Below are 15,493 nucleotides of genomic sequence, written 5' to 3'. Positions count from 1 at the left end.
AGCTGGGCGGTTTGGTTTCGGCCGGCTAATCAGCGGCGGAGGTGCCCGCCAGTGCGTCCAGTAACCGATCGATGAACCGGTCGGCGTGGCTCCGAAGGCCGTCGTTCGCGTGCTGGGTGGTGTCGACCGCGATCGGATTCCCCGATGCGAAGCACACCACCACGGCACGACGGTAGGTCCGCTCCCCGAAAGCGTCCGCCGAACCATAGGCGTTGACCTGTACCGCGGTGACCTGGCTCAGCGGCCGGATCACCGCGGCCAGATCCTGCTCCTCGGCGGCGTCTGCGATGTAGTCCAGTTGCCCGATCGCGTGCTTGTCGATCCACACCAGACGGCACTGCTGATCCGGCAGGTTCTCGCGGGCGAAGCCGTCAACCGGCCATCGCCGCACCAGCTGGCCGATCTGCTCCACCACGATCCGGGGCGGGCGCGACCAGTCAGGGAACACGTCCCTGGCGATCTGCCGGAGGCGTTCTTCGTTCGTCATGGACGCTAAATTAACCCCCGTTTGCCGCGAGTGCGCCGCGGCGCGGCGGTGATCACACCAGGCGGGCCACGTTTTCAGGTGCTGCGCCGTAACCATGACGGCCAATGACTGCTGCCGCCTAATCTGCTGCGGACTGTCTGCGCAGGTCGTCCGCCGCGCTGGGCACCCCTGCCGGAATGTCGCCTGAGGGCCGACGGTTCCCGCGTAATTACGGAATGCTTGATTTCCGGAACTGACTAGTTCGGTATCCCAGTTGAAAATGCCCCACTTTGCGATGCAGCTAACGGGTCTTATGGAGCTAGCAGGCGGCTGGCGGGTAGCGGCCGTAGATACCTGAGTCATCACCAGCCATCACTTGATTGTGCTGCTTGGTGGCGTCGGCGATTAGCCTGTTCCGCTCTGTTGCGCGCTCGTGGGCCGCACGTAGGCCCAGCCTCACTGCGCACACTGCGGCGACCATAGGAAGAACACCGTAGACAAGTAGCGGCACAAGCGCGCCGTTTAACGCCAAGCCGAGAATTACGAACCCCGTTAGGAGGGTTAACCAGGCCAATAAGACGGAGTTGAGTTCATCGCCCAACTTCTTGAGGTTGGCTCTGGCCTGTTCTTGTTCGGGTGTCCCAACCGGTGTGGGCTTGTCTGCCCACCGCTTCACCATGACGTAGGCGATTATCAGGGCGACGAGGACCGGGGCCATGTGCGGCATGGTATCGACCGGCACTGACATTGCTGGTGCGCTGCGATAGATGGGTCTGCTGCCCGAAATGGGGCGAGATGTCGACCTGACCTGCGGCGGCTCGTATCCCCGTCTCCGTCGTCCAGGGCGCTCGGTGCCATTGATTTTCTACGCCAGCCCATACGGAACGTCGAACAACCGTAGCGTTTCATAGCCGGGTCGACCGCTGCTCTGCGTAGCGACAGGGCCTTATACGATAAATTGCCTGGTAAATGGGCAGGGCGGACGAGTTGGCCTGTAAGCCGGATTCTGTCCCGCACCGCCGAAGCGGTGCGGCGGCGACCATCCATCTGGGCACACCGTCGCCGGGTACCTCAAGCGGCCCACCCGCAGGCTCGGGCGAGCAGCCCTCAAACACCTGCGCAGCCGCACCGGAATGCGGCCTTCTTGGCCTTGCTTCGGGTGGGGTTTACCAAGCCGTCCCGGTCACCCGGAACGCTGGTGCGCTCTTACCGCACCGTTTCACCCTTACCACCTGTCGGTGGCGGTCTGTTTTCTGTGGCACTGTCCCGCGAGTCACCTCGGATTGCTGTTAGCAATCACCCTGCTCTGTGAAGTCCGGACTTTCCTCGACCCGCTTTACGCGAGCCGCGGCCGCCCGGCCAACTCGTCCGCGCTGATCACCGTACTACGCCGGACCCGCTGACGCCGCACCGTAAACGGCGACCACCACGGATCGGTCCGGGCTGTTCTCCGACCACACGCCGATCGCGGTGTTGGCGCAGTCGGACATGATGGCGAAATCCACCGGGTTGTAGTACCAGCGGTTGAGGATCTCGATGCCGCTGATGGCCAAAGCGGGGTTGATCGCGACGGTTTCGGCCACCGTGCCCGGAAAGCCCGCAGCCTGTGCGCGGGTCTGTGGCGTGGACCCGTCGGAACCGAGATTGCCGTCCAGGTCGCGATGTCCGAGAAGGTCTTTGGCATGCCATTCAGCAGCAAGGACCAGCCGGGGGTCGACCATCACCTTCTCGGCGCAGCCGGCCTGGTGGTGAATGGTGTAGACGTTGGTCACGACACCGTCGTTGAGGCGCGAGTTGTCGGCGGCGGCGCACGGGGACGTCCCAGCACCGACGATCAGGATCGCCAGCACCGCCGCGCGACGTGCATCAATGCCCATCTGCCAACCGCCCTACACCGGGTCGAACTGCGAGACCAGCCACCGGCCGCCGACTTTGTCCAAAGTGACCCGCACGCTCGATGCGCTCATGGTGGGCGGACCGTTTCCGATCGTGGTCGCCTGATCGACAAAGAGCAGGACCACCGCATGGCGAGCGCTGGCGGTCACCGACGCCGCCGCGGGCACCGTGACCACGGTCGAAATGTGCTGCTGTTTGGCGCCGGGGGCCACGACCTCCTTGATCAGTTGGGTGTACTCGTCGCGAAAGGCTCCGGTCATGCCGTCGGCGGCGGCCGCCGAGGCACTGTCGACGGTCTCGGGGCGGTACGACAGCATCGCGATGGTGGCCTCGGTCGCGGTCTGTACCGACTGTGCGGCCGCTTCCTGCGCGACCCGCGCCGAGGCGTCCTGCCAGCGGAGGTATCCGGCCGCCAACGTCAGAACCGTTGCCAGCGCGGGCAGCAGGGCGACCAGCAGCAGACGCCGCAACCCCGGCCCCCGGGCCGGGCTCGGTGAATCGGTGTTGTCGGCGACCTCGGCGGCTGCGCTCTCGGGCGCATCGCCCTCGGGCGCATCGCTGCTGGGAGTCGCTGTCACGGCTGCACCCCCGCTCACTGGACGAACCCGATGTTGGACACCTTGGGGCCGTCGTCGGTGCGTTGCAGGCTGATTCGCATCCGCCAATGCCGCGGCTCTGGCTGGACTGTGCCGGCGATCGTGGTGCGCACCGAGACCGCCAGCAACACGTCGGCCCGGTCGCCGTCCACCGATTCCAGGCCGGCCTCGGTGACGGTGCCCTCCGACTCCGACTGAGCCTGCCTGACCACGTCGAGGAAGGGCCGTGAGCGCTGTGTGAAGTCTTCCCGGAACTCCCCGGTCGTCGAATCGATGATGCGCTGCACGTCGGCGTCGGCTTGGGCGTAGCTGATCGTCGTCAGGTTGATCGCCGCCTGACGCGCCACCTGGACGTAGCTTTCACGCTGCTCCTGCGCCTGGTGGATCTGATGGTCGCGGTAGCCGAGCCAGCCGACCGCACCGGTCAGCGCCGCCACGGCCAGGCTCGCGGCTGCGGTCACGCGCCGTCCTACGCGTTCGGGGGCAGCAGCAGGGTCTGCCATGTCTGCTCCTTCCGCTGGGGAGCCAGGTCGGCTCGGGTCTGCCGCTTGCCGTCCGGGCCGATGAAACTGCCGGTCTGCGGATCGTAGGGAACGTAGGCGACCGGTGGTGGCTGCGCAGGGGGACGTGGCGGGTCCTGCGGCACAGCCTGACCGGACAGGGTGGCGTTGGGATCGCCCTTCCAGTTGTAGCCGTCGTTGAGCGGGACATACCACTCGTCGCTCTCGCACATCTCGACCGTGGGCGCACGTTTGGCGGGATTGTTCTCGCACGGGATATTGCGTGCGCCACGCACATTGAGGGCCGAGTCCTGCGGAACCCGGCAGTACAGCTCGCCGGCGGGCCGGTCCGGGTAGTCCTCCAAGCTCGGTGCCCGCTGTTGCCGGGCCGGGAGGAATCCGGTGTTGCACGGCGGCGGGTAGTTCATATTGAGGTTGAAGTCGAGGTAGATGCCGCGATATGGCGTGTCGAGGCCCGAGTCGGCCAGCGTGATCGCCGACATGACCGCGGTTCCCTGCGGAAACAGCACCAGCAGCTGCTCGATGCCCTGGTGGAACGTCACCGCGATCTGACCGAGGCTGACCATGTTGGCCAGCAACACCGGCAGCGCCGGACCCACCCGGCTCAGCAGCGCATTGGCTTCATCCAGCGCTGGAGCGCCCACACCGATCAGGCCCGCGAACGCTCGGTCTTCGGCGCTGAGCTGGCCGGTGATCGCGGCCAGCCGCTGAGCCCACGTCGCGATCGAATCTCCGGTTCGCACCTGGGAATCCAGTACCGGTGGGGTCTGGTCGATCAACTGGGCGAAGGCCTGGGCGGCCTCGCCGCCTTCGATGGCCAGTGAGGTCGATCCGGCGACGATGCGTGCCAGTTCCGCGCCCAGACCGCCCACCGCTTTGTCCGCCTCGTCGATGACGGTGCGCAGATCGTCGGGCGGGATCGCCAGCAGCGCACGGTTGGTGGCATCGAGCAGGTTGGCGATGTCGGCCGGAATCCGTACCCTGTCCGCCGGGATCACATCACCGGCGCGCAGCATCCGGTGCTCGGCGGCGTCGCCGGTGGGGGTGAGTTCGAGGAACTGTTCACCGATCGCGGAGCGGCTGTGCACCGCGGCGGTCACCAGTGCCGGAACTTTGATCGAGGAATTGAGTTTCAGTACCGCACGTACCCCGTCGGCGTCGACGTCGATGGTGCTGACCCGGCCGATCTCGGTGCCACGGTAGGTCACCACCGACGTCGGGTACAGCCCGCCGGACGCCGGAAGTTCGACGGTCACCGTGTAGCGACCGATACCGAACAGCGCCGGAACTTTGACAAAGCCGAACGCCATCACCCCGCCGGCGATCACGGTGACCGCCGCCAGGATCGCCAGCTGGGTCCACACGGTGCGAGACAGCCGAAACACCTCAGTACCCCCCGAAGTGGTAGGGGGCGACCAGCGGGTTGCCTGCGGTGTACGGGCTGGGCATCTGACCGACGGTTCTGCCCCACTGCATTTCCAACTCGGTGAGGTCGCCTTCCCAGCGGGTGCCGGTGAACAGACCGCTGTCGATCCGGCTCAACGTCAGGTCCACGACCAGACTGATGTTGGCGAAGTCGCCGCGAAACCAATTGGGGATGTTGCTCTTGACCCAGGGATAGGTGGACAGGAAGTCGAGCCCCTGCGTCAGCGCCGGACCGGCGTCGGCCAGCGAGCGCAACACCGGGGCGATGTTGCGCAGGTTGGCCACCAGGGCCTCCCTGCTCTGGTTGACGGTGGAGACGGCGATGGCACTGAACTTTCCGAGTGCGTCGGCGGCATCGGCGATCTTCGCGCGTTCCTCGGCCAGCACCCCCAATGCCTGCGGGATCGTCGTCAGTGCCCGCTCGACGGTGGGGTTCTGCTGGGCGAACTGGCCGACCAGACCGTTGAGCTTCTCGGTGGCCGAGATGATGTCATCGGTCTGGTCGTTGAGCGCGGCGATAAAGGTGTCCAACTGCGTGAGCAGGCTGCGCATGTCGTTCTCGCGCCCCGCCAGGGCGCGAGCGAAGCTTTGGTTGATCTCCTGCAGCTGAGCCAGTCCGCCGCCGTTGAGCAGCAGTGAGACCGACGCCAGGGTCTGCTCGGTGCTCGGATAGGTGGCGGCCCTCGACAGTGGGATGACTGCACCGTCGTGCAGTTCACCGCGTGGCGGCTCGTCGGTCGGCGGTGCCAACTCGATATGCATGGAGCCGAGCAGGCTGGTCTGACCTACCTTGGCGGTGCTGTTCGCCGGCAGGTGCACGCTGTTGTCGATGCGCATGGTCACCAGCGCATGCCAGTCCTGGACCTCGATCTTGGTCACGTTGCCCACGTTGACGTCGGCGACTCGAACCCGGGAGTTCTGCTGAATCACCACGACGTCAGGCAATTCGGCCGAGATCGTGTAGGTGCCGTCGGTGCCTGCGGTGCCCGGCAGGCTCAGCGAGTTCAGCCCCCGCCACTCGCAGCCGCTTGCCCCACAGGCAACGGCGACGCCCAGCGCGATGATCGCGAGCCGCTTCACGGGGTGCCCTCGGGTGACGCGGGCAGCAGCAGGCCGGGCAGACCCAGCTCGGGGTCGATGGGTTGCCGGGGTGGCTCGGCCGGCTGTTGCGCAGCATCGGGCCGGAGCCGGTCTTCGCTGTAGGTGATTTCGTTGGGCCGGGCCGCGGTGCCCACGAACGGGTTTCCGCCGATCGGCAGAAAGTTGTACTGGCGGTTCTTGATGATCGGCGCCAGGTACTGCACGCACAGCTTCGATGCCTGCAGCGAGTTGGCCCGTGCCAGGGCTTCGATTCCGCTGCAGATGAATTGGACGGTGTTGGCGAAGTTCCCGAGCGCCATCACACCGGTGATCGCGCTCTGGGCCGGTTGATAGATGTTCACGAAGTTCTGGAACACCGATGGCGCGATGTGCAGAACCTGTTTGAGGTCGCCGCGGCTTTCGTCGAGGGCGCTGGTGATCGCCGCCAGGTGGTCGACCGTCACGCCGAAGCCCTCCCGGTTCTCACCGATGAAGCCGCGCAGGTCTTTGACCGCACCGTCGAGACCCGTCATGGCGTCGGCGAACTCGCGGGGCGAATTGCTCAGCAGGCTGGTGATATCGGCGAGGTTGACGTTGAACGACGCCAGCAGGTCGCTGCTGGAGGTCAGCGCCGAGACCAGCAGTTGCATGTTGCGGACCGTGCTGAAGATGTCGGTGCTGTGATCCCCCAGCGCCGACATCGCCTGCGACAGTTTGATCACCGTCTCGCGCGCGGTATCGCCCTGCCCCCGAAGGTTGGCCGCCGCGGTGTTGACGAAGGCGCCGACGGCACTGCGGCCCTCGGCGTCGGACGGCTGCAGGGAATCGGTGAGCTTCTCCAACTGCTCACGCAGGTCGTCCCACTCGACCGGAACCGCTGTGCGATCCGGTCCGATGCTGGCACCGTCGGCCAGCTCGGGACCACCGGTGTAAGCCGGGACGAGCTGAATCGCCCTGGCGCTGACCAGCGACGGCGACAGGATCGCCGCTTGGACATCGGCGGGCACCTGGTACTGGGCGTCGACGGAGAAGGTCACCTTGGCGGTGTCCGGGAGCGGTTCGATGCGCTCGACGGTGCCGACGGCAACCCCCAGGATGCGGACTTCGTCTCCGGTGTAGAGCCCGTTGGTGTTGGCGAAGTAGGCGGTGTAGACGTGTTTGCGGGGCGGCCCGAACACCAGGAACAGCGCGAGGACAAGGCTCGACACCAGCACAGTTGCGATGCCCAGCCGCAGCAGTCGCACGCGATTGGCCGGCAGGTGCGCACCGGCCACGAATTGGGTGCTCATGTCAGCTCCCCCCGTCCGCCGCCGGGCCGAGCGCCGGCGGGCCCGGGGGTGGCCCGCCCGGTGGCGGCGCCGGCAACGGCTCCCGGTAGGGATAGCGCGGGTCTCCGGGATTGCCGGTGATGGCGTCCGGCAACGTCAGATTGGGCTCGCCGCCCTGCCCGGTGCGGGGAAACGGCATCGGCAGTGGCGGCGTGCCCGGCTGGCCGACGGGCGGATCGTTCAGCTGGGAGGGCAACAGCACGTTGGGATCCAGGCCCAGGTCGGAGAAGGCGGCTTCGATGGCCGGCTGGGCCAACTGGCCCGGAATCAGGTTCACCACTGACGCCTTGAAGAACGGTCCCGAACCCAGCACCTCGCCGAACGACATGGCGTAGCGGCGAAACAGGTAGAGGGTGCGTTGCAGTTCGGCTCGGCGGTTGTCGAGAACCTCCAGGACGCCGTTGAGTTTGTCCACCGCGGGTTTGAGTTGCTGTCGGTTGTCGTCGACCACGGCCGACACCTGTCGCGATACCGCAGTAAGGTTGGTCATCAACGCGTCGACGGAATTGCGTTGTGACAACAGCTCGCTCAGCAGGGCATTGCTGTTTGCGACCAAGCCGGCGATCTGCTCACTGCGTTGCGCCAGCACCCCGGTGACCTTGTTGGCGTCGGCCAGCAACTGACGCAGGGTGGCGTCGCGTTTGTCGAGGGTGTCCGAAAAGCGAGCCACGCCCTGCAGCGCCATCCTGAGGTCCGGTGGCGTGTCTTTGAAGGTCTCCGCCAAAGTGGTCAGCGCCGAGGACAACTGCGTGGTGTCCAAGCCGCTGATGACCGCGGTCAGATCTCCCAAGGCATCCGGCAGGTCGTAGGGGGAAGTCGTGCGTTCCACCGGTATCGGACCCGTGAGCCGGCCGTCGCCGCGCGGTGTCAGTTCCAGGAATTTGTTGCCCAGCACCGTCTCGGTCTTGATCGCGGCTTCGGTCCGCTCGCCCAGCTCGACTCCCCTGCGGACGGTGAACGTCACCCGGACTCGGTCGCCCTCCAGCCGTAGACCGACCACCCGGCCGACATCGAGTCCTGACACGCGTACGTCGCTGTTGGACTTGATGCCACCGGCCTCGGTGAAGTAGGCGGCGTAGTCGGACGTGCCCTTGATGAACGGCAGCCTGTCGTAGCTGAAGACCGCGACCACCAGGGCGACCACGAAGAGTATTCCGGCGACGCCGACCGCGGGCCGGTTACGTTCGGCCAGCGGCTTGACGGTGATCCGCGGCAGTTTCGGTCTCGTCATTTCGGCGCGCACCGTCCGGTCGTCTGGTTCATGATCTTGCCGTAGAGCGGTTGGCCGCCTTTGCCGTTCACCTTGATCACCAGGTCACACATGTAGAAGCCGAAGTAGTCGCCGTAAAGCCCGTTGCGCGCCAGAACCTGGTAGGCGTCGGGCAGCGTCTTGACCAGATCGTCGACATAGTCACCGTCGGCCAGCACCTGGCCGGCGGCCCGATCGGTCTGCACCACCACATCGCGAATGGGTTCGCGAGCCACGGCCAGCAGGTCGGCGACGGAGCCGGCCGCGGCATTGATGTAGGCCACCCCCTTGGTGAGGTCGTCTCGGCGCTCGGCGAGTCCCTGGACCATCTGGGTCAGTGAATCCAGTCCGTGGCCGAACTCGCGATCACGGGAGCTGAAGGTGCCCAGCACGGTGTTGAGGTTGGTGATCACCTGGCCGATCAGCTCGTCGCGGCCGGCCAGCGTCGTGGTCAATGCCGACGTCTGCGACAACACCGAGGCGATGGTGCCGCCCTGGCCTTGGAACACCTTGAGCAGTTCGCCGCTGAGCACATTCACCTGATCGGGGTCCAACGCACGAAACAGCGGCCGGAAGCCCCCGATGAGGGCATCCACGTCGAGGGCGGGTTCGGTCCGCGCCAGCGGAATGGCTTGACCCGGTTGCAGGGTGCGGACCGACCCCGCCCCCTGCTCCAGGGACAGGTAGCGGTCACCGATGAGATTTTCGTAGCGCACCGCCGCGCGGGTGCCCTCGGTGAGGGTCAGCCCGCGGTCGATGGAGAAGTCGACCGTGACGGTGCCGTCGGGGTGCAGCGCCATCTTGGTGACCTTGCCGATCTCGACGCCGGCGATGCGAACGAAGTTGCCGCCCTTGAGACCCGACACATTGGTGAATTCGGCCCGATAGCCGACCCGGGAATCGAACCGGAACTGGCCGAACACCGTGACCAGGATGAAGATGAACACCAGGCAGGTCACCGTGAACAGCACGACCCAGGTGAGGGTCCTGCCGATATTGCCTCTCATGGCGACTCCGGTCCGGGTGCAGGCGGTCCGTAATAGCGGATTCGTGGCGGTTCCGGCTCGGCCTTGGTGACCGGGAAGTAGTTGGCGAAACCGGGGAAACCGATGCCCGGGTTGGGCCGGACGTCGAGTCCGGTACCGAATCCGGTGTCGGTCACCAAGTACTTCACCGGGAAGTTCTTGCTCACGTCGGGCAGCGAGCCACAGCTGGGCCTGCCACCCGGGCCGCCCCGGGCGTTGATCAACGGCAGGTTGTCCGGGTAGCGATACGGGTCGTCGCCGGCGAGCATCGCGGCGTCCATGATGACCGATCTACCGTTGCCGCCCATGGCGTCTCGTCCGCCGTTCTCCAGGAACCATTGCGCCCCCTGGAACAGGCAGGTATAGGTGGGCGAGTACTCCTCGAGCAGATCGGTGGTCGGTGCCATCAGGTTCAGCGCTTGGACCAGTGCGGGCTGGTTCGGCCCGATGGTGTCCACCCCGGTCGCGGAGAAGCCGACCGCGGCGAGCAGCAGCGCGTCGAGTTCGCCGGCCTGGCCGGTCACGGTGGTGCTGGTGGTGGAGGCGGAGTCCAGGATGTTCAGAATGTTCTGCGCCGCATTGGAATACACCTGGGTGGTCTGTCCGAACAGTTGCCAGTCGCGCTGCACGGTGGGCATGCGTGGATTCACCACCGCCAGCATGGTGTTGGCGCCCGAGATCGCCCGCCCCATGGCGTCTCCGCGGCCCCGAACCGATTCGGCCACTGCCGAGAGCACCGAGTTGAGCTTGGCCGGGTCGATGGCGTGCACCACCGCCTGCAGGTTCTCGAACATGGTGTTGACTTCCACCGTCACGTTGCGTGAACGCAGCACCGCACCCGGCTTGAGCCGCTGGCCACTGGGGCCGTCGGAGGGAATGACCAGGTCGACGTACTTGGCCCCGAACGCGGTGCTGGACTTGATCTCGGCTTCGACGTTGCTCGGGAGGTATTCGAACGGCCGCGGATACATCTTCAGGCTCAGGGTGGACAGTCGGGAGTGATCCGATCCCGGCTGGGTGCCAATGGATTTCACCTCACCGATTTGGATGCCGCGCAGTTTCACCTTCGCGCCGTCCTCCATGACCAGACCGGCTCGATCGGACACCAGCGTCAGCGGGACGTAACGCCGGAATGTTCCGGAGAACAGCACGGCGGTCATGGCGGACAGGGCCACGATCACCGCCACCAGGACGGGTGACCACCAAATCGGGTCGATCCCGCCGGGGCGGGATCGGTTAGGCGTGCCGGCGCTCATCGACTCACCCCGACAGGTGGAAGTTGCCGGACTGTCCGTAGACGGACAGTGTGATGGTCAGCAGCACAAACACCGTCGCGGTGACCGAGGTTCGCACGGCGCGGCCGACGGCCTCGCCGACCCCCGCCGGGCCACCGGTCGCCGTGAACCCGTAGTAGGTATGCACCACCATGACCGCGGTAGCCATCGACAGCGCGGCCAGAAACGACCACAGCAGATCGGTGGGTTCTAAGAAGGTGGAGAAGTAGTGGTCATAGACACCTCGTGACTGCCCGTAGATCACGGTGGTGCCGAAGCGCGTCGCCAAGAACGCCATCAGGACAGCGACGGTGTACAGCGGTATCACCACCAGCACGCCGGCCACGATCCGGGTGGCGGCCAGGTAGGTGATCGACCGAATTCCCATCGCCTCAAGCGCATCGATCTCTTCGCTGATGCGCATCGAGCCGATCTGCGCGGTGGCACCGGCACCGATCGTGGCGGCCAGGGCCACCCCCGCGGTGGCGGGCGCGATGAAACGGACGTTGAGGAAGGCACCGAGGAACCCGGTCAGTGCTTCGATCCCGACGTTGGACAAGGTGTTGTAGCCCTGCACGGCGATCAGGGCGCCGGTCGACAAGGTGAGGAAACCGACGATGACCACGGTGCCACCGATGACCGCCAGCGCTCCGGAGCCCATTCCCATCACCGCGATCAACCGCAGCACTTCGCCGGGGTAGCGGCGTACGGCGTCTCCGACAGCCGCCAGCGCACGACCGTAGAAGGCGGTCTGTTCGCCGATACGCCGGGCGGCGTCGGCCAGCCCCGCGCCGGCGGGCGCGGTGCGCTCCGCGGCCGTCACGGCGCGACCTTCACGCCGAAGGCGGTGGCCAGGATGTTGATCAGAAACAGCGCCATGAACGCGAACACCACGGTCTCGTTGACCGCATTGCCCACCGCGGTCGGGCCGCCGCCCACCGACAGCCCCTTGTAGCAGGCGATCAGCCCGGCCGACAGGCCGAACAGCAGCGCCTTGACCAGCGAAACCACCACCTGCGGCAGTCCGGTCAGCAGCGTCATCCCGGCGACGAAGGCGCCCGGCGTGACGTGTTGGACGAACACCACAAAGGCATAGCTTCCGGTCAGGCCCACCACCGCGACCACCGAGTAGAGCATCACCGCAACGAATGTCGCCGCGATCACGCGGGGAACGACGAGTGCCTCGACGGGATTGACGCCGATCACCTTCATCGCGTCGATCTCCTCGCGGATGGTGCGGGCACCCAGATCAGCGCACATGGCGGTGGCGCCCGCCCCCGACACGACGATGGCGGTGACCACCGGGCCGACCTGGGTGACCGCCGCCAGCGCCGCGCCGGCGCCGGAGAGGTCAGCGGCGCCGATCTCCAGCAGCACGATGTTGAGCGTGAAGACGATGAGCACGGTGTAGGGAATGGACAGCATGATCGTCGGGACGATCGAGACCCGGGCCACAAACCAGATCTGGTTGATCAGCTCACGCCAAGCCCACGGGGGTCGCGCCATAGCAGCGAACGTCTCGCCGGCAAGCACGACGAAATCGCCTACCGCGATCGCGGGCTTGGTCCAGGAGGGCCCGCTCATCGCTGCCTGCCTCTGGTTCGCAGCAACGCGTCAGCCCGTTCGCGCGCGAACGAGCCGGCCCGCCGGCGACGGCCGCGATGCCGCCCCGCCAGGTCCGCATGTCATTGCTGATCTCCCGCCCATCGACCGTTGCCCTCCTCAGTAGGCCGGAACAGTAGGAGCGCCGCAGTTAGCTGTCAACGCCAGAAAATGCCCTGCTACCGCGGTGTTCACGGAACCTGCTGGTTGCCAGTGGCCGGATGTTTGGCGCACGGCGATTTAATCGGACCGACCGAAGTGGCGACACTCCTGTGATGCCGCAGCCGCATCTCGGTGCGGTGGCGCACACTCGGTGAGACCCCGATCGGAAGGAGCCCGCAATGGCCCCGACGCGCTGGGAGCAGCGGGTGGACGCCGGCGACTGGGATGCCGTCGCCGCCGAACTCGACGAGTACGGCGGTGCGCTGCTGCCGCCACTGCTGACCGTCACCGAGACCGCGCGGCTGCGGGATTGCTACCCCGACGACGAGCGCTTCCGGGCCACCGTCGAAATGCAGCGTCACCGCTACGGGTCCGGGCAGTACCGATACTTCGCGGCACCGGCGCCCGATCCCGTGGATGCGCTCAAGCGGGCACTGTATCCGCGCCTGTTGCCGATCGCCCGGGCCTGGGCCGATCGGTTGGGCCGGGAGGCGCCGTGGCCCGACGACTTCGACGACTGGCTGGGCCACTGTCACCGGGCCGGCCAGACCAAGCCGACCGCGCTGATGTTGCGCTACGGCCCCGGCGACTGGAATGCGCTGCATCGGGACCTCTACGGCGAGTTGGTGTTTCCGCTGCAGGTGGTGATCAACCTCAGCGACCCGGCCACCGATTACACCGGTGGCGAGTTTCTGCTTGTCGAGCAGCGTCCTCGCGCGCAGTCGCGGGGCTCAGCCGTGCAGTTGCCGCAGGGCCACGGCTATGTGTTCACCACCCGGGAGCGCCCGGTGCGCTCTACCCGCGGCTGGTCGAGGGCGCCGGTGCGCCACGGCGTTTCACCGATCCGTTCGGGTGAGCGCTACACCCTGGGACTGATCTTTCATGACGCCGCGTGAACGCTACCCCGCGATGCGGCGCAGCACGATCACGTTGTCGGTGAGCACCGCGGACTGACCGTCGGGTCCGAGCGCATCGCGCTCGGCGGTGCCGCACCGCAGCAACTCCCATTGCGCAGCTTGAGGGTCCAGTCCGGCCAGCACCTCCTGCGCGGTCGGGAAGTGGTGCTCGCGCGCATGCTCACCGGCCCAGGGCGGCGCGGCGGCATGGTCGACGATCAGCAGGGTGCCGCCTGCTGCGACGGCTTCGGCGGCCCTGCGCAGCACCGACACCCGGTCCAGTGGCACCGGCGAGTGCAGGAACTGCGCCGAGACCAGGTCGAATCGGCCCGGGGGGAAGCCGGTGGACAGGTCGTGAAGCTCGAAGCGGATATGGTCCGCGACATCCCGCGCCTGTGCGGCTGCGCGGGCGCGACGCAGCGCGTTCTCCGAGATGTCGACCGCCACCACCTGCCAGCCCTGGGCGGCGAGCCAGATGGCGTCGGCGCCCTCCCCGCAACCGAGGTCCAGCGCCCGGCCCGGCGGCAGACCCGCGACGATCTCGGCGAGCTGCGCGTTGACCCGTCCGCTCCACACCGGGTCGTCGTCGCCGTAGAACTCGTCCCAGAACTCGCGCGGGTCGGGCGCTTCGTCGGTCATCGGTCCTGTTCCCTTTCGGTCGGGGTACCGCGCGGCAACGCCGCGCTCCGGCGTCGCTGCCCTCAGGAGGCGGCCACGCCCCAGCCCAGCCATCGGGACGTCACCAACACCAGCCCTAACGACACCGTAGCCACCGCCACCAGGCCGATGACGGCCACCAGCAAGGGCCGCCAGCCCGCGCGGGCGATCTGCCGGAAGTCCGTGGACAGTCCGACGCCGGCGAAAGTGAGCAGGAAGGCCCACCGCGACACGTTGCCCAGGCTGGCCAGCTGCGCCTTGTCCAGCCAACCGGCCGTCGCCACGGCCGACACCACCAGGAACCCCACAACGAATTTCGGGAACTGGCGCCAGATGAACATGGCCTTGGCCCGGTAGCCGCCCGCCACCTGGTCGGCCTGTCCGCGGGCCGCCCAGTACAGGGCGAAACCGAGGACGACGAACCCGATCAGGGCGTTGCGGACGGATTTCACCAGCACCGCGATCTTGCCGGCCTCGTCGGAGAACAGGTAGCCGGTGGCGGTCGTCTCGGCGGTGTTGTCGACCGACAGCCCGGCCCACAGTCCGAACTCGTGGTCGCTGAGCCCGATCAGGTGGCCCAGCGGCGGCAACACGAACAGGGCCACCGCCCCCAGTGCGAGGATGGCCGCGATCGCATAGCTGACTTCGGAGTTCTTGGCGCGGATGGCCCCTTTGGAGGCGATGATGGCCGAAACCCCGCAGATCGAGGTTCCGATGGCCAGCAGAGATCCAAGCTTTCCCGACAGGCCGAAAACACGTGCTGCGCCCAGGATTATCGCTCCGGCGATGGTCATGTCCAGCAGGATCTGAACCAAGCTGACGCCGCCCAGTTTGGCGATGTCGCCGAGCACGAAGCGAGAGCCCAGGGCAACGATGCCGACCTTGAGCCAGAACTCGTAGGTCAGCACGCCGGGCACAAAGATCCGGTGCAGCCCGCCGGTATTCCTGATCACCAGCCCGATGACGATGGCCCACAGCACATACTCGATGTCGGGCAGCGTCGCGTGCAGCTGGTGCCCCAGCGCCAGCCACCAGCGCTGGGCGTATTTACCCAACAGGCCCACGGTGAGCAGCAAAGCGACGCCGGGCAGATAGTCCAGCAGCCGGCGGCCGGTGAAGACCGCGTCCGCGGCGGGCCGGTCCGAATCCGGGTGCGTCGTGGTCATGCTCACCACGGAGTCTTCGGAAGCGAATCGGCCAGCGCCAGCACGACGAGCACACCGACCACCAGGTTCGCCCACCCGTCGGTACCCAACCTCTTCATCTGCCGCCTCCCATGCGCTGGTCGGGAGCAACGCTATGACACTGCCGGCAGG

Annotated in this window: 15 protein-coding genes, 1 other RNA gene and 1 pseudogene; 1 reads left to right on the top strand and 16 read right to left on the bottom strand. The window is 66.8% G+C overall.

All coding sequences use genetic code 11. The features are described 5' to 3' along the window. Nucleotides 1–25 precede the first annotated feature (25 nt). From G6N14_RS05625 to G6N14_RS05560, 14 genes and pseudogenes are all read right to left on the bottom strand, one after another. Nucleotides 26–487: a hypothetical protein gene (locus tag G6N14_RS05625; protein ID WP_085135840.1), complete on the bottom strand. Its 462-nt coding sequence runs from the start codon at nt 485–487 to the stop codon at nt 26–28. Between the two features lie 298 nt (nt 488–785). Next, nucleotides 786–1,184, bottom strand: coding sequence for a hypothetical protein (locus tag G6N14_RS05620; RefSeq protein WP_133054911.1), 399 nt, complete (start codon nt 1,182–1,184; stop codon nt 786–788). Between the two features lie 261 nt (nt 1,185–1,445). Then, an RNA gene (rnpB, locus tag G6N14_RS05615) (RNase P RNA component class A) lies at nt 1,446–1,833 on the bottom strand. A 42-nt stretch (nt 1,834–1,875) separates the two neighbouring features. Beyond that, nucleotides 1,876–2,343 (bottom strand): annotated as a pseudogene (locus tag G6N14_RS05610) (CAP domain-containing protein); the annotation flags it as partial. A gap of 12 nt (nt 2,344–2,355) precedes the next feature. Then, a complete protein-coding gene (locus tag G6N14_RS05605) occupies nt 2,356–2,940 on the bottom strand; it encodes an Rv1363c family protein (protein WP_109559814.1) in 585 nt (194 codons plus the stop codon). Between the two features lie 14 nt (nt 2,941–2,954). Then, entirely contained in the window at nt 2,955–3,419 is a 465-nt protein-coding gene (locus G6N14_RS05600) for an Rv1363c family protein (RefSeq protein WP_179960808.1), read from the bottom strand. Nucleotides 3,420–3,427: 8 nt separating this feature from the next. After that, on the bottom strand, nt 3,428–4,864 hold the full coding sequence (locus G6N14_RS05595) for an MCE family protein (RefSeq protein WP_085135844.1): 1,437 nt from the start codon (nt 4,862–4,864) through the stop codon (nt 3,428–3,430). Nucleotide 4,865: 1 nt separating this feature from the next. Next, nucleotides 4,866–5,984, bottom strand: coding sequence for a virulence factor Mce family protein (locus G6N14_RS05590; protein ID WP_085135845.1), 1,119 nt, complete (start codon nt 5,982–5,984; stop codon nt 4,866–4,868). Beyond that, the gene (locus G6N14_RS05585) at nt 5,981–7,273 is read right to left on the bottom strand and encodes an MCE family protein (RefSeq protein WP_085135846.1); all 1,293 of its coding nucleotides are present in this window, start codon (nt 7,271–7,273) and stop codon (nt 5,981–5,983) included. The genes G6N14_RS05590 and G6N14_RS05585 overlap by 4 nt, the downstream gene beginning before the upstream one ends. A gap of 1 nt (nt 7,274) precedes the next feature. Further along, nucleotides 7,275–8,543, bottom strand: coding sequence for an MCE family protein (locus G6N14_RS05580; protein ID WP_085135915.1), 1,269 nt, complete (start codon nt 8,541–8,543; stop codon nt 7,275–7,277). Next, nucleotides 8,540–9,568, bottom strand: a complete 1,029-nt coding sequence (locus G6N14_RS05575; RefSeq protein WP_085135847.1) for an MCE family protein — start codon at nt 9,566–9,568, stop codon at nt 8,540–8,542. The genes G6N14_RS05580 and G6N14_RS05575 overlap by 4 nt, the downstream gene beginning before the upstream one ends. After that, entirely contained in the window at nt 9,565–10,842 is a 1,278-nt protein-coding gene (locus G6N14_RS05570) for an MCE family protein (protein ID WP_085135848.1), read from the bottom strand. The genes G6N14_RS05575 and G6N14_RS05570 overlap by 4 nt, the downstream gene beginning before the upstream one ends. 4 nt (nt 10,843–10,846) lie before the next feature. Further along, a complete protein-coding gene (locus G6N14_RS05565) occupies nt 10,847–11,683 on the bottom strand; it encodes an ABC transporter permease (RefSeq protein WP_085135849.1) in 837 nt (278 codons plus the stop codon). Then, a complete protein-coding gene (locus G6N14_RS05560) occupies nt 11,680–12,444 on the bottom strand; it encodes an MlaE family ABC transporter permease (RefSeq protein ID WP_085135850.1) in 765 nt (254 codons plus the stop codon). The genes G6N14_RS05565 and G6N14_RS05560 overlap by 4 nt, the downstream gene beginning before the upstream one ends. Nucleotides 12,445–12,803: 359 nt before the next feature. On the opposite strand from G6N14_RS05560, the gene G6N14_RS05555 reads away from it, so the two are divergent. Next, entirely contained in the window at nt 12,804–13,520 is a 717-nt protein-coding gene (locus G6N14_RS05555) for a 2OG-Fe(II) oxygenase (protein ID WP_085135851.1), read from the top strand. 3 nt (nt 13,521–13,523) lie between these two features. Here the strand turns inward: G6N14_RS05555 and G6N14_RS05550 are convergent, their stop codons facing one another. Then, on the bottom strand, nt 13,524–14,159 hold the full coding sequence (locus tag G6N14_RS05550; protein WP_085135852.1) for a class I SAM-dependent methyltransferase: 636 nt from the start codon (nt 14,157–14,159) through the stop codon (nt 13,524–13,526). A 62-nt stretch (nt 14,160–14,221) separates the two neighbouring features. Next, a complete protein-coding gene (locus G6N14_RS05545; RefSeq protein ID WP_085135853.1) occupies nt 14,222–15,343 on the bottom strand; it encodes a YeiH family protein in 1,122 nt (373 codons plus the stop codon). Nucleotides 15,344–15,493 lie beyond the last annotated feature (150 nt).

This window comes from Mycolicibacter hiberniae, from assembly GCF_010729485.1.
GTDB classification, from domain to species: Bacteria; Actinomycetota; Actinomycetes; order Mycobacteriales; family Mycobacteriaceae; genus Mycobacterium; species Mycobacterium hiberniae.
This window is presented reverse-complemented; position numbering and strand designations above follow the sequence as displayed.

What these genes read in the sequence shown, in the direction of transcription:
- G6N14_RS05625 (WP_085135840.1), bottom strand. Translation starts at nt 487, where the DNA reads ATGACGAACGAAGAACGCCTCCGGCAGATCGCCAGGGACGTGTTCCCT.
- G6N14_RS05620 (WP_133054911.1), bottom strand. Translation starts at nt 1,184, where the DNA reads ATGGCCCCGGTCCTCGTCGCCCTGATAATCGCCTACGTCATGGTGAAG.
- G6N14_RS05585 (WP_085135846.1), bottom strand. Translation starts at nt 7,273, where the DNA reads ATGAGCACCCAATTCGTGGCCGGTGCGCACCTGCCGGCCAATCGCGTG.
- G6N14_RS05580 (WP_085135915.1), bottom strand. Translation starts at nt 8,543, where the DNA reads ATGACGAGACCGAAACTGCCGCGGATCACCGTCAAGCCGCTGGCCGAA.
- G6N14_RS05575 (WP_085135847.1), bottom strand. Translation starts at nt 9,568, where the DNA reads ATGAGAGGCAATATCGGCAGGACCCTCACCTGGGTCGTGCTGTTCACG.
- G6N14_RS05570 (WP_085135848.1), bottom strand. Translation starts at nt 10,842, where the DNA reads ATGAGCGCCGGCACGCCTAACCGATCCCGCCCCGGCGGGATCGACCCG.
- G6N14_RS05560 (WP_085135850.1), bottom strand. Translation starts at nt 12,444, where the DNA reads ATGAGCGGGCCCTCCTGGACCAAGCCCGCGATCGCGGTAGGCGATTTC.
- G6N14_RS05555 (WP_085135851.1), top strand. Translation starts at nt 12,804, where the DNA reads ATGGCCCCGACGCGCTGGGAGCAGCGGGTGGACGCCGGCGACTGGGAT.
- G6N14_RS05550 (WP_085135852.1), bottom strand. Translation starts at nt 14,159, where the DNA reads ATGACCGACGAAGCGCCCGACCCGCGCGAGTTCTGGGACGAGTTCTAC.
- G6N14_RS05545 (WP_085135853.1), bottom strand. Translation starts at nt 15,343, where the DNA reads ATGACCACGACGCACCCGGATTCGGACCGGCCCGCCGCGGACGCGGTC.